Source organism: Streptomyces panacea (assembly GCF_040560175.1).
In the GTDB taxonomy this organism is placed as follows: Bacteria; Actinomycetota; Actinomycetes; order Streptomycetales; family Streptomycetaceae; genus Streptomyces; species Streptomyces panacea.
The window spans coordinates 1-12,856 of the sequence record NZ_JARJHW010000202.1; the positions used below are offsets into that span (position 1 = coordinate 1).

10 protein-coding genes are annotated in these 12,856 nt (G+C 66.4%); all 10 read right to left on the minus strand.

The genetic code is table 11. The features are described from left to right. The coding region (locus P3L51_RS31030) for an ABC transporter ATP-binding protein (protein ID WP_354608656.1) at positions 1 to 637 on the minus strand (637 nt) is incomplete at its 3' end. 11 nt (positions 638 to 648) lie between these two features. Next, on the minus strand, positions 649 to 1,641 hold the full coding sequence (locus P3L51_RS31035; protein WP_354608657.1) for an ABC transporter permease: 993 nt from the start codon (positions 1,639 to 1,641) through the stop codon (positions 649 to 651). Continuing rightward, entirely contained in the window at positions 1,634 to 2,557 is a 924-nt protein-coding gene (locus tag P3L51_RS31040) for an ABC transporter permease (RefSeq protein WP_354608658.1), read from the minus strand. The genes P3L51_RS31035 and P3L51_RS31040 overlap by 8 nt, the downstream gene beginning before the upstream one ends. Before the next feature lie 151 nt (positions 2,558 to 2,708). Continuing rightward, the gene (locus tag P3L51_RS31045; protein WP_354608659.1) at positions 2,709 to 4,343 is read right to left on the minus strand and encodes a peptide ABC transporter substrate-binding protein; all 1,635 of its coding nucleotides are present in this window, start codon (positions 4,341 to 4,343) and stop codon (positions 2,709 to 2,711) included. 147 nt (positions 4,344 to 4,490) lie between these two features. After that, on the minus strand, positions 4,491 to 5,639 hold the full coding sequence (locus tag P3L51_RS31050) for an ABC transporter ATP-binding protein (RefSeq protein WP_354608660.1): 1,149 nt from the start codon (positions 5,637 to 5,639) through the stop codon (positions 4,491 to 4,493). After that, positions 5,632 to 6,690, minus strand: coding sequence for an ABC transporter ATP-binding protein (locus P3L51_RS31055; protein WP_354608661.1), 1,059 nt, complete (start codon positions 6,688 to 6,690; stop codon positions 5,632 to 5,634). The genes P3L51_RS31050 and P3L51_RS31055 overlap by 8 nt, the downstream gene beginning before the upstream one ends. 11 nt (positions 6,691 to 6,701) lie before the next feature. Beyond that, complete coding sequence (locus P3L51_RS31060; RefSeq protein WP_354608665.1) at positions 6,702 to 7,619, minus strand: ABC transporter permease; 918 nt, start codon at positions 7,617 to 7,619, stop codon at positions 6,702 to 6,704. Positions 7,620 to 7,650: 31 nt separating this feature from the next. Continuing rightward, positions 7,651 to 8,580 carry an ABC transporter permease gene (locus P3L51_RS31065; RefSeq protein ID WP_354608662.1) on the minus strand — a complete coding sequence of 310 codons (930 nt, stop codon included), beginning with the start codon at positions 8,578 to 8,580 and terminating at the stop codon, positions 7,651 to 7,653. A 126-nt stretch (positions 8,581 to 8,706) separates the two neighbouring features. Beyond that, the gene (locus P3L51_RS31070) at positions 8,707 to 10,332 is read right to left on the minus strand and encodes a peptide ABC transporter substrate-binding protein (RefSeq protein WP_354608663.1); all 1,626 of its coding nucleotides are present in this window, start codon (positions 10,330 to 10,332) and stop codon (positions 8,707 to 8,709) included. A gap of 482 nt (positions 10,333 to 10,814) precedes the next feature. Then, positions 10,815 to 12,701: a translational GTPase TypA gene (gene typA / locus P3L51_RS31075; protein ID WP_354608664.1), complete on the minus strand. Its 1,887-nt coding sequence runs from the start codon at positions 12,699 to 12,701 to the stop codon at positions 10,815 to 10,817. Positions 12,702 to 12,856: the final 155 nt, after the last annotated feature.

A 12,856-nucleotide genomic window follows, 5' to 3' on the forward strand; every position in this document is an offset into this window, starting at 1 on the left:
CGTGGGTGATCAGGATCAGACCCATGTTCAGCTCGCGCTGGAGATCCGCGAGCAGCTCCATGACCTGGGCCTGGACGGTCACGTCGAGCGCGGTCGTCGGCTCGTCGGCGATGATCAGCGAGGGTTCGAGTGCCATCGCCATGGCGATCATGATGCGCTGGCGCATACCGCCGGAGAACTGGTGCGGGTAGTCGTTCACCCGCTCCTTGGCCGCCGGGATCCGTACCCGGTCCATGAGTTCGACGGCCTTCGCCCGCGCGTCCTTGCGGGACATCCCGCGGTGGACGACGAACATCTCGCCGAGCTGCGCGCCCACGCTCAGCACCGGGTTGAGCGAGGAGAGGGCGTCCTGGAAGATCATCGCCATGTCGGCGCCGCGGATCCTGCGCCGCTGGTCCTCCTTGACCTTGAGCAGGTCCTGGCCCTTGAACAGCACCTCACCGCCCGCGATCCTGCCGGGCGGGACGTCCAGGATGCCCATGATCGCCTGCGCGGTGACGGACTTGCCGGAGCCCGACTCGCCGAGCACGGCGAGGGTTTCGCCCGCGTCGACCGAGTAGCTGACCCCGTTGACCGCCTTCGCGACGCCGTCGCGCGTGTGGAACTCCACATGCAGATCGCGCACTTCGAGCAACATGGACCGGCTCCTCAGCGCAGCTTGGGGTCGAGGGCGTCGCGCACCGCGTCGCCGAGCATGATGAAGGCGAGCACGGTGACGGCGAGGGCGCCGGCCGGCCAGAGCAGCATGTGCGGGGCGTTGCGGATGAACTTCGACGCGTCGGAGATGTCGATGCCCCAGGACACGGAGGGCGGTTTGAGGCCCACGCCGAGGTAGGACAGGGTCGCCTCCAGCGCGATGTACGTGCCGAGCGCGATGGTCGCGACCACGATGACCGGGGCGACCGCGTTGGGCAGCACGTGGCGCAGCATCATCCGTGAGTTGGAGGCGCCGAGGGCGCGCGCCGCCTGGACGAAGTCGTTCTGCTTGATGGTGATGACGGAGCCGCGGGCGATCCGGGAGATCTGCGGCCAGCCGAGCAGCACCATGAAGCCGATGACGGGCCAGACGGTGGAGCTGGTGACCACGGAGAGCAGGACAAGGCCGCCGAGGACCACCGGGATGCCGAAGAAGATGTCGGTGACGCGGGAGAGGATCGCGTCCCAGAAGCCGCCGAAGAAGCCGGCCAGACCGCCGAGTACGGTTCCGACGATCGCGACCCCGAGGGTGGAGCAGACGCCGACGGTGACCGAGGCGCGGGCGCCGTAGACGGTACGGGTGTAGACGTCGCAGCCCTGGGCGGTGAAGCCGAAGGGGTGGCCGGGCTGGGAGCCCTCCTGTGCCTTGGCGAGGTCGCAGGAGAGCGGGTTGCCCGAGGCGATCAGCTGGGGCCAGATCGCGATGATCACCAGGAAGACGATGACGAGGCCCGAGATGATGAAGACCGGGTTGCGGCGCAGGTCGCGCCAGGCGTCGGACCAGAGGCTGCGGGGCTTCTCGTCGGGTCCCTTTCCGTGGCCCTTGGCTTCGCCCTGGTCGAGCCCTTCGAGGCCGGCGCCGTCGCTGGTGGCGAGGTCCATGGAGCCGCCGGCACCGGTCGGGGCGATGGCTCCCTCGTCCTTCGGGGGCTCTGGCTCAGGCATAGCGGATCCTCGGGTCGAGTACGGCGTAGAGCAGGTCGACCAGCAGATTTGCGAGCAGGAAGACGATGACGAGGATCGTCACGAAGCCGACGACGGTCTGGGTGTTCTGGCGCAGGATGCCCTGGTAGAGCTGGTAGCCGACGCCGTGGATGTTGAAGATCCGCTCGGTGACGATCGCGCCGCCCATCAGGGCGCCGATGTCGGTGCCGATGAAGGTGATGACCGGGATGAGCGAGTTGCGGAGCAGATGCCGGGTGATCACGCGATGTCTCGGCAGGCCCTTGGCGACGGCGGTGCGGACATAGTCGGAGCGGTTGTTCTCGGCGATGGAGGTCCGGGTCAGCCGGGTGACGTACGCCAGGGACACGGAGGCCAGCACGAGGCCCGGCACGATCAGTTCGTCGAGCGGGGCCGCCGTGGAGACCGACGGGGAGATGATGTTCCACTTCACCCCGAGGAGCAGCTGCACGATCAGGCCGGTCACGAACGTCGGTACGGAGATGACGACCAGGGTCAGCAGCAGGACGCCGCTGTCGACCGGCCGGCCGCGCCGCAGCCCGGTGACCACGCCGAGCGCGATGCCGATGATGATCTCGAAGACGATCGCGACGATCGTCAGCCGGATGGTGATCGGGAAGGCCGTGCCCATCAGCTCGGTGACCTTCTGGCCGTTGAAGGCCGTACCGAAGTCGCCGGTGAAGACGTGGCCCATGTAGGTGAGGTACTGCTGCCACACCGGCTTGTCGAGCCCGAACTGGCTGCGCAGCTGCGCGGCGGTCGCCGGGTCGCACTGCCGCTCGCCGCAGAGACCCGCGATGGGATCGCCCATCACGTTGACCATGAGGAAGATCAGCATCGTCGCGCCGATGAAGACCGGGATCATCTGCAGCAGACGCCGGATCACATAACGTCCCATGACGGGCTCCGGGGGTCGTGGTCGGGTCCTTGGGCCGTACGGGTCCTTGGCCGTACGCGTCGTCGGCCGAACGCGTCGTCGGCCGTACGTGGCGGGGGAAGGGCTGCGGCCCGGCGCGGGGAGGGTGCGCCGGGCCGGGCGACCTTCGGCGTCAGCTGACCTTGATCTCGTTGTAGACGGGGACGCTGAAGGGGTTCAGCGCGACGTTGCTCAGCCGCTCCGAGTAGCCGGCGCTGCCGTTCTGGTACCAGAGCGGGATGGCGGCCATGTTGTCCCGTACGACGCCCTCGGCCTGCTGGAACTTCTTGATCGCGGTCTGGGTGTCGGTCTCGGCGTTCGCCTCGTTGACGAGCTTGTCGAACTGGGCGTTGGTCCACTTGCCGTCGTTGGACGAGGCGTTGGTGAAGTACAGCGGCTGGAGGAAGTTCTGGATCAGCGGGTAGTCCATCTGCCAGCCGGCCCGGAAGGGGCCGGGCATCTTCTGCTGGGTGATCTGGCTGCGGAAGTCCGCGAAGGTGCCGATCGGCCTGCCCACGCACGCCCGGTCGTTGCCGAGGGTGTTGTTGATGCTGTTGCAGACGGCGTCGATCCAGTCCTTGTGGGAGCCGGTGTCCGCGTTGTACGAGAGCTGGATACGGCCGCCCGGGAGGCCACCGCCGTCGGTGATCAACTTCTTCGCGGCGGCGGGGTCGTAGTCGCAGGCCTTGCCGCAGAGACCGGCCTGGAAGCCGCCCGAAGTGCCGAGCACCGGGGAGGTCCAGTCGGTGGCCGGGGTACGGGTCTTCTGGAAGATCGTCTCGGTGATCTGCTTGCGGTTGATCGCCATCGACAGACCGGTCCGGACCTTCACGGCGTTCGGGGTGTTCCATGCCTTGTCGTAGTACGGGAAGGCGAGGGTCTGGATGATGCCCGCAGGGGTGTTGATGTAGCGGGATCCCAGGTCGGAGGGCGCGTTCTTGAGCTGGGAGGCCGGGACGTCGTCGACGAGGTCCAGGTTGCCGGCCGTCAGGTCGGTGTAGGCGGTGTTGTTGTCGGTGTAGACCTTCAGGTCGACGCCGCCGTTCTGCGCCTTGTCCGGGCCCGGGTACTTGTCCCACTTGCGCAGGGACATCTGCGAGCCCTTGGTGTACGAGTCGATGCTGTACGGCCCGTTGCCGACCGGCTTGGAGAGCCAGCCCGCGTGGTCGGTGAAGAACGCGGAGGGCAGGGGCGCGAACGCGGCGTACCCGAGGGTGTCCGGCCAGGTGGAGAACTTCTGGGAGAGCTTGACGGTGAAGGTCTGGGGGCCGGTGACCTTGAGGCCGGACAGCGTGGTGGCGGTGGGCTTGCCCGAGTCGGGGTGGACGGCCGTGTAGCCGTCGATCTGGCCGAAGAAGTAGGCGTTGCGCTGGTTGTTCGTCAGGTTCGCGCCGTAGTTCCAGGCGTCCACGAACGACTTCGCGGTGACCTTCTCGCCGTTGCTGAAGGTCCAGCCGCTCTTCACGGTGATGGTGAAGTTGGTCGAGTCCGTGGTGTCGATCTTCTCGGCGAGCATGTTCTCGGCCTTGGCGGTCTTCGGGTTGTACCGCTTCAGCCCCCGGAAGACCATGTCGAGGACCTTGCCGCCCTGGACCTCGTTGGTGTTGGCGGGCTCCAGCGGGTTCTGCGGGTCGCCCCAGGACGAGCTGAGCACTCCGTCCGTGCCACCCCCGCCACTGCCGCTCCCCCCGCCGCCGCCGCAGGCCGTCGCCGTGAGGGCGACGGCGAGCGCACCTGCGGCCCACTTGGCGTGCGTGGCTCCGCGCATGGAGTTCCTCCTGAGTCCTGACTGTCACTTAGGCCCAAATATCACTCCGTTTCAGCTGTTGCGCATGTATTGGGCACCCGTGCGTGGACATGACGGAGGCCCGGACCGCGTACGGTCCGGGCCTCTCGTCGTTCGTTCAACGGCGTCTCACACGGCGTGGATGACGTCCTTCTCCTCGGCGAAGTGGCAGGCCGACTCGTGCGCCGCCGGGGTGGTCGAGGTGACGAAGCGCTCGGGGATCGCCAGCAGCGGGACCTCCTGGGCGCACTTCTCCTCGGCCTTCCAGCAGCGGGTACGGAAGCGGCAGCCGGACGGCGGGTTCGCCGGGGACGGCACGTCGCCGGAGAGGATGATCCGGTCGCGCCCGACGCGGGCCTCCGGGTCCGGGACCGGGACCGCGGAGAGCAGCGCCTGGGTGTAGGGGTGCGTCGGGTGGTCGTAAATCTGGGTGTCCGTACCGATCTCGGCCATCTTGCCGAGGTACATGACACCGACCCGGTCGGAGATGTGCCGGACGATCGACAGGTCGTGCGCGATGAAGATGTAGGACAGGTTGAACTCGTCCTGGAGCTTCTCCATCAGGTTGATGACCTGCGCCTGCACGGACACGTCCAGCGCCGAGACCGGCTCGTCGCAGATGATGATCTCGGGGTTGAGCGCGAGACCACGCGCGATGCCGATGCGCTGGCGCTGACCGCCGGAGAACTGGTGCGGGTACCTGTTGATGTACTCCGGGTTCAGTCCCACGACGTCGAGCAGGTCCTGGACCTTGCCCCTTCGGTCACCCTTCGGCGCCACCTCGGGGTGGATGTCGAAGGGCTCGCCGATGATGTCGCCGACCGTCATACGCGGGTTCAGCGAGGTGTACGGGTCCTGGAAGACCATCTGGATGTTCCGGCGGACCGCCTTGAGCGCCCGCCCGGACAGCCGGGTGATGTCCTGGCCCTTGTAGAAGACCTCGCCCGCGGTCGCCGTCTCCAGCGTCATCAGCAGCCGGGCGACCGTGGACTTGCCACAGCCCGACTCGCCGACGATGCCCAGCGTCTCGCCCTGGTAGAGGTCGAAGGAGATGCCGTCGACGGCCTTGACCGCGCCGATCTGCTTCTTGAACAGGATGCCCTGGGTCAGCGGGAAGTGCTTGACCAGGTTGCGCACCTGGAGGATCGGCTCCCCGCGCTCGGCCGGCGCCTCGATGGCGGCGACAGACTCCTCGACCGTGGCGGCGTCGGCCGTCTCGACCTCGGTGACGTTCGGGGTCGCGTCCATGGAGTCGTCATTCCTGGTCGGCTCAGCCATGGATCGTCTCCTTCCAGAAGTGGCACGCGCTGCCGCGGCCCGGCAGCTCGCCACCGTCCCGCTCGGTGACGGGAAGCAGCGCCGGGATGTCCGTACGGCAGATGTCCTGCGCCGACGGGCAGCGCGGGTTGAAGGCACAGCCGGACGGAATCCGCGTGAGGTTGGGCGGCAGGCCCTTGATCGCGTAGAGCTCCTGGCCCTTCTGGTCCAGGCGCGGGATCGAGTCGAGCAGACCGCGGGTGTACGGGTGCGCGGGACGCTTGTACAACTCGTGCACGGGGGCGGTCTCGACGATCCGGCCCGCGTACATGACCGCGATCTTGTCCGCGACGTCGGCGACGACGCCGAGGTCGTGGGTGATCAGGATCAGACCCATGTTCAGCTCGCGCTGCAACTCCGCCAGCAGGTCCATGACCTGCGCCTGGACGGTCACGTCCAGCGCGGTGGTCGGCTCGTCCGCGATGATCAGATCGGGCTCCAGCGCGAGCGCCATGGCGATCATGATGCGCTGGCGCATTCCGCCGGAGAACTGGTGCGGGTAGTCGTTCACCCGCTCCTTCGACGCCGGGATGCGTACGCGGTCCATCAGCTCGACGGACTTGGCCTTGGCCTCCTTCTTGGAGAGGCCCTGGTGCACGCGGAACATCTCGCCGAGCTGATAGCCGACGGAGAGCACCGGGTTGAGCGAGGACAGCGCGTCCTGGAAGATCATCGCGATCTTCCGGCCGCGGATGAGCCGCCGCTCCTCGTTGCCCATCTTGAGCATGTCTTCGCCGCGGAAGAAGATCTCGCCGCGGGGAATGCTCCCCGGCGGCATGTCCAGGATGCCCATGATCGCCTGCGCGGTCACGGACTTGCCGGAGCCCGACTCGCCGAGCACGGCGAGGGTCTCGCCGGAGCTGACGCTGTAGTTGACTCCGTTGACCGCCTTTGCCACACCGTCACGGGTGTGGAACTCCACGTGCAGGTCACGGACTTCGAGCAGTGGGGTGCCACTCGCGTCCGAACCGCGGGGAGAAGGAACGTCCGCCGTCTTGTCGATGATGGTCATGTACGCCTCCCTCAGCGCAGTTTCGGATCGAGGGCGTTGCGTACCGCATCGCCGAGCATGATGAACGCCAGGACAGTGATCGACACCATGACCGACGGGATGATCAGGACGAACGCGGCGTTGCGCAGCTGCTCCTGGCCCGACGAGATGTCGACGCCCCACGAAACGGTCGGCTCCGCGAGGCCGATGCCCAGGAAGGAGAGCGTGGCCTCGGCCGAGATGTAACCGCCCAGGGCGATGGTCGCCACCACGATCACCGGGGCGATCGCGTTGGGCATGATGTGCCGGAGCAGGATGCGGGTGGTCGAGGCGCCGAGCGCCTTGGCCGCCATCACGTAGTCGGCCTGCTTGATGGTGAGGACGGAGCCGCGGGCGACACGGGCGATCTGTGTCCAGCCCAGGAAGGCAAGGGACAGGATCACGACCCAGACGTGACGCTCCTCGAACGAGGTCAGGACGACCATCGCGCCGAGGATGAACGGGACGCCGAAGAAGATGTCGGTGATCCGGGACAGCAGGGTGTCGATCCAGCCGCCGAAGTAGCCGGCGAGCATTCCGACGACGGTGCCGAGCACCGTGACGAGCAGGGTGACCACCAGCGCGACAGTGATCGAGGCACGGGCGCCGTACACGACACGCGCGTAGATCGACCGGCCCTGGATGTCGTAGCCGAACCAGTCTTCCCCGAAGAAGTTGCCCCACTTGGGCTTCTGCAGATAGTGATGGGCGAGGTCGGCGTAGCGCGGGTCGGCGCTGGTGAACCACCCCGGGAAGACCGCCATGGTCAGCAGGAAGACGATCAGCAGGGCGGAGACGACGAACAGCGGATTGCGCCGCAGGTCGTGCCAGGCGTCGGACCAGAGGCTGCGGGGCTTGCCCACCTTGCCGTCCGCGGGTTCTGTCTTCGGAGCATCGATCGGCTCGCCCATGCCGGGCTCGGTGACGGTGTCCTTGAGTGCCTCAGGCATAACGGATCCTCGGGTCCAGGACCGCGTAGAGCAGGTCGACGAGCAGACTGGCGACGAGATAGACGACCACGATGAGGGTCACGATGCCCACGACCGTGGCGCCCTCGCGGTGCTTCAGCGCGTCGAAGACGCTCCAGCCGACACCCTTGACGTTGAAGATGCCTTCGGTGACGACCGCGCCGCCCAACAGGGCGCCGAGGTCGGTGCCGAGGAACGTCACCACCGGGATCATGGAATTGCGCATCAGGTGCACGCCGATGACGCGGCGGCGGGGCAGGCCCTTGGCCACGGCGGTACGCATGTAGTCGGCGCGCAGGTTCTCGGCGACCGAGGTACGGGTGAGGCGGGCCACGTACGCCAGCGACAGCGAACCGAGTACGACGGCCGGCAGGAACAGCTCGTTCCAGTTCGCTTCCGCGCTCACGTTCGGATCCACCCAGCCGAGCTGGAAGGCGAAGAGGTACTGGCCGAGGAAGCCGAGCACGAAGGAAGGAACGGAAATCAGCAGAAGCGTCAGGACGAGCAGTCCCCGGTCCCGGAGCTGGTCGGCCTTGAGTCCGGCGAAGACGCCCATGGAAATGCCGACGAGCACGGTGAAGGTGAAGGCGAACACGGTCAGCCTGACCGTGATCGGGAACGCCTCCGAGATGATGTCGGCGACGGGTCTGCCGCTGGCTATCTGGGTGCCGAAGTCACCCTGGAACAAGCCGATGAGGTAGTTCCAGTACTGGTGCCAGAGCGGCAGATCGAGACCGAGACTCTTCTTCATGGCAGCGATCTGCGTGGGATCGACTGTCTGCTCTCCGGCGAGCGCGCGCACAGGGTCACCGGGCAGCGCGTACATCATGGAGAAGACCAGCAAGGTTGACCCGAGGAAGACCGGGATCATCTGGAGCAGTCGCCGCGCGACGTAACGCCCCATGTTTGCCTCCGAATGGATAACTGAAGCCCCTGGGGGCCGCTCCCTTGATTCAGGGAGCGGCCCCTGGGGGCCTACCGCCTTTGACGGGCGGCTAATGGCCGAGTGGGGGTATGGCCCTCGGGCTGACTACTTGACCGTGACTTCGGTGATGTTGTAGTCACCGTGGAAGTCGATCGTCACGTTGTCCACAGCCTTGGAGAAGCCACCGTTGGTCTTGTACTCCCACAGCGGGATCGCCGGCATCTTCGTGAGAAGCAGCTTCTCGGCCTCCTGGTAAGCCGCGATCGACTCCTCCAGGGACGCGGCGTTGTCGCCCTTCTTGAACGCGGCGTCGACCTCCTTGTCGGAGAACCGGCCGTTGTTCGCCTCAGCGGTGGTGCCGTACAGCTCCCGCATGAAGTTGACGTTCACCGGGTAGTCCGCGATCCAGCCACCACGGTAGGCGGCCTTGACCTGGTCGTTGTCGCGAGCCTCCAGGTCGGTCTGGAAGTCCGGCTTGACGTCCGGGATGCACTCCACACCGGTGGAGTTGCGGATCGACTCGCAGACCGCGGTCACCCACTCCTTGTGACCACCGTCGGCGTTGTACTGGATCCACATCTTGTTGTCCGGGACGCCGCCGCCCTCGGTCACCAGCGCCTTGGCCTTCTTCGGGTCGAACGTGAAGATGTCCGTACCCAGGTCCTGGTTACCGGCCACGCCGGGGGGCGTGAAGCTGGTGGCGGGCTTGCGGGTGCCGTTGAGAACGGTCTTGGTGATCGTGTCGCGGTCGATCGCCATGGACAGACCCTGGATGACCTTCGGGTCGATGTCCTTGAAGGTCTTCGAGTAGAACGCCGGCACGATGCTCTGGACACCCGCGAACGGCTGGTCGACCGCGCGGTCGCCGAGGTCCTGCTTGTACTTCGGCAGGTCCTTCGGGCCGACCTGCTTGACCAGGTCCAGGTTGCCGGAGAGGAGGTCCTGGTACGCGGCCTCGATGGTCGCGTAGTTCTTGAAGAGGACACCCTTGTTCTTGGCCTTGTTCGGACCCTGGTAGTCAGGGTTGGCCTTGACCTGGATGAGCTTCTTGTGGTCCCACTTCTCGAAGATGTAGGGACCGTTGCCGACCGGCGCCTGGCCGAACGCCTTGGTGTCCTTGTAGAACACCTCCGGCAGCGGCGCGAAGGTCGCGTAGCCGAGCTTGTACTCGAAGTACGGCACCGGAGCGGAGAGCTCGATGGTGAAGGTGGTGTCGTCGACGACCTTCAGACCCGACATCGCGTCGGCCTTCGGGTCACCCTTCTCCGGGTGGACGTCCTCGTAGCCGGCGATGTCGCCGAACCAGAAGGCGTTCTGCTGGTTGTTCTTGACGTTGGCATACCAGTTCCACGCCTTGACGTACGAGTCGGCGGTGACGGGGGTGCCGTCGTGGAACTTCCAGCCCGGCTTGAGCTTGACCGTCCAGGTCTTGGAGTCGGTCGACTTCACCGACTCGGCGTTCGTGTAGACGATGTCGCCCTTGGAGTCGAAGTCCAGCAGCTGGGTGAACACTGCCTGGATGACGTAGCTGCCGACGGACTCGTTGGTGTCTGCCGGGATCAGCGGCTTCTGCGGCTCGCCGTTGTCTATGGAGATGTAACCGGCGGGCTTGCCCTTCTCCTTCGAAGCCGACTCGCTGCCGTTATCGCCGTCGCCGCCACCACAGGCCGTCGCCGCCAGGGCCACGACTATCGCGCCGACTACCCACTTGGCGCTCTTGGCACCGCGCATGGGTTCCTCCTCATGAGTCCGTTAGTCACAAACAAGAGGGGGCTTGTCTACGCGCGCTGACACCCCTGGCAGCAGGCTCGACAGATACCCCGAGTGCGCTCGTGAGTCGGCGCCCCCCACAGCGCATGACCCATTGACCCGAGCTCAATGGAGCCAACTATTAAGTACGCCCGACCTGTAAACCACACTTACAGCGTCTCGTTTTGACAACATCGAGCTACCACCTACGCCCGAAATCCGGACAAAGTAAGCACAGACAGACACCCGCGAAACGGACTGTTAACGCAGCTTCCGGTGAGCGGTACCCGGTATCCGGACGTTTCGGCAAGGAAAACGAGTTGACAGAATTCCCCAGCTCGGGCGAAACAGCCTACTGTCCGGGCGTCGCGTGACGGTAGGGCGCGATCCGGAGGACGGGCCTCCTCAGACCTCCGGCCCGGCACCTCGCGGGCCGGGCCGGGGAAACGTACATCCGCCGTGGGTCAGCGCTTGGCGCGGGAGGCCGCGCGGCCACGCTCCTTCTGGTCCAGGACGACCTTGCGGATACGGACCGTCTCCGGGGTCACCTCGATGCACTCGTCGTCGCGGCAGAACTCCAGGGACTGCTCCAGCGACAGCCTGCGCGGCGGCACCACGTTCTCCGTGGTGTCGGCGGAGGCCGCGCGCATGTTGGTGAGCTTCTTCTCCTTGGTGATGTTCACGTCCATGTCGTCGGCGCGTGAGTTCTCACCGATGATCATGCCCTCGTACACCTCGGTGCCCGGCTCGGTGAAGATGACACCGCGCTCCTGGAGGTTGACCATCGCGAACGGGGTCACCGAGCCCGAACGGTCCGCGACCAGCGAGCCGTTGTTACGGGTCCGCAGCTCGCCGAACCACGGCTCGTGGCCCTCGAAGATCGAGTGCGCGATGCCGGTGCCGCGGGTCTGGGTGAGGAACTCCGTACGGAAGCCGATGAGTCCGCGGGAGGGCACGATCCACTCCATCCGGATCCAGCCGGACCCGTGGTTGGTCATGGTCTCCATACGGCCCTTGCGGGTCGCCATCAGCTGCGTGATCGGGCCCAGGTGCTCCTCGGGGCAGTCGATCGTCATGCGCTCGATCGGCTCGTGCAGCTTGCCGCCGATGTCCTTGGTGACGACCTCGGGCTTGCCGACCGTCAGCTCGAAGCCCTCACGGCGCATCTGCTCGACCAGGATGGCCAGCGCCAGCTCGCCGCGGCCCTGCACCTCCCAGGCGTCGGGACGCTCGGTGTCCAGGACCCGCAGCGAGACGTTACCGATCAGCTCGCGGTCCAGACGGTCCTTCACCTGGCGGGCGGTGACCTTGTGGCCCTTGCCGCCCTTGCCGACGAGCGGCGAGGTGTTCGTACCGATGGTCATCGAGATGGCCGGCTCGTCCACCGTGATCAGCGGCAGCGCGATCGGGTTCTCCAGGTCGGCCAGGGTCTCGCCGATCATGATGTCCGGGATACCGGCGATGGCACAGATGTCACCCGGTCCCGCCTTCTCGGCGGGCTTGCGGGTGAGGGCCTCCGTCATCATCAGCTCGGTGATGCGGACGTTGGACATCGTGCCGTCACGCTTGATCCACGTGACGGTCTGGCCCTTCTTCAGCTCGCCCTGCTCGACGCGGCAGAGCGCGATACGGCCGAGGAAGTTGTCGGCGTCCAGGTTGGTGACGTGGGCCTGGAGCGGTGCGTCCTCGTCGTACACCGGAGCCGGGACGGAGCCCAGGATCGTGGTGAAGAACGGCTCAAGGTTGGTGCTGTCGGCCGGGACGGTGCCGTCCTCGGGCTTGGTCAGCGAGGCGACGCCGTCACGCGCACAGGCGTAGACGATCGGGAACTCGATCTGGTCCTCGTCCGCGTCCAGGTCGAGGAAGAGGTCGTACGTCTCGTCCACGACCTCGGCGATACGGGCGTCGGGCCGGTCCGTCTTGTTGATGCACAGGATCACCGGCAGCTTGGCCGTCAGCGCCTTGCGCAGAACGAAACGCGTCTGCGGCAGCGGGCCCTCGGAGGCGTCGACGAGGAGGACGACCGCGTCGACCATCGACAGGCCGCGCTCGACCTCACCGCCGAAGTCGGCGTGGCCGGGGGTGTCGATGATGTTGATCGTGACCAGGTTCGGGATGTCACCCGTACCACCCTCCTTGGGGTGGTACTTCACCGCCGTGTTCTTGGCGAGGATCGTGATGCCCTTCTCACGCTCCAGGTCGTTCGAGTCCATCATCCGGTCGTCGAGGTGCTCGGCGGCGTGCGCGGCGAACGCGCCGGCCTGCTTCAGCATGGCGTCGACCAGAGTGGTCTTGCCATGGTCGACGTGGGCGACGATGGCGACGTTACGGATGTCGTGGCGCGTGGGCATGCTGGCTGGCGCTTCTCTCGATCGTGGGATGCGGCGTTGTTTTCCTCGTACGCCTGCCGGGCGGACACGCCACGGCCGTACCCATCGTACGGGGCTGGCGCTGCCGGGGCTTCCGGGGCCGATCCGATAAGAGGCGGGGTGCTGGGGCTGTCTCT

Coding starts and splice junctions, on each gene's coding strand:
- P3L51_RS31035 (WP_354608657.1), bottom strand. CDS start 1,641: ATGCCTGAGCCAGAGCCCCCGAAGGACGAGGGAGCCATCGCCCCGACC.
- P3L51_RS31040 (WP_354608658.1), bottom strand. CDS start 2,557: ATGGGACGTTATGTGATCCGGCGTCTGCTGCAGATGATCCCGGTCTTC.
- P3L51_RS31045 (WP_354608659.1), bottom strand. CDS start 4,343: ATGCGCGGAGCCACGCACGCCAAGTGGGCCGCAGGTGCGCTCGCCGTC.
- P3L51_RS31050 (WP_354608660.1), bottom strand. CDS start 5,639: ATGGCTGAGCCGACCAGGAATGACGACTCCATGGACGCGACCCCGAAC.
- P3L51_RS31055 (WP_354608661.1), bottom strand. CDS start 6,690: ATGACCATCATCGACAAGACGGCGGACGTTCCTTCTCCCCGCGGTTCG.
- P3L51_RS31060 (WP_354608665.1), bottom strand. CDS start 7,619: ATGGGCGAGCCGATCGATGCTCCGAAGACAGAACCCGCGGACGGCAAG.
- P3L51_RS31065 (WP_354608662.1), bottom strand. CDS start 8,580: ATGGGGCGTTACGTCGCGCGGCGACTGCTCCAGATGATCCCGGTCTTC.
- P3L51_RS31070 (WP_354608663.1), bottom strand. CDS start 10,332: ATGCGCGGTGCCAAGAGCGCCAAGTGGGTAGTCGGCGCGATAGTCGTG.
- typA (WP_354608664.1), bottom strand. CDS start 12,701: ATGCCCACGCGCCACGACATCCGTAACGTCGCCATCGTCGCCCACGTC.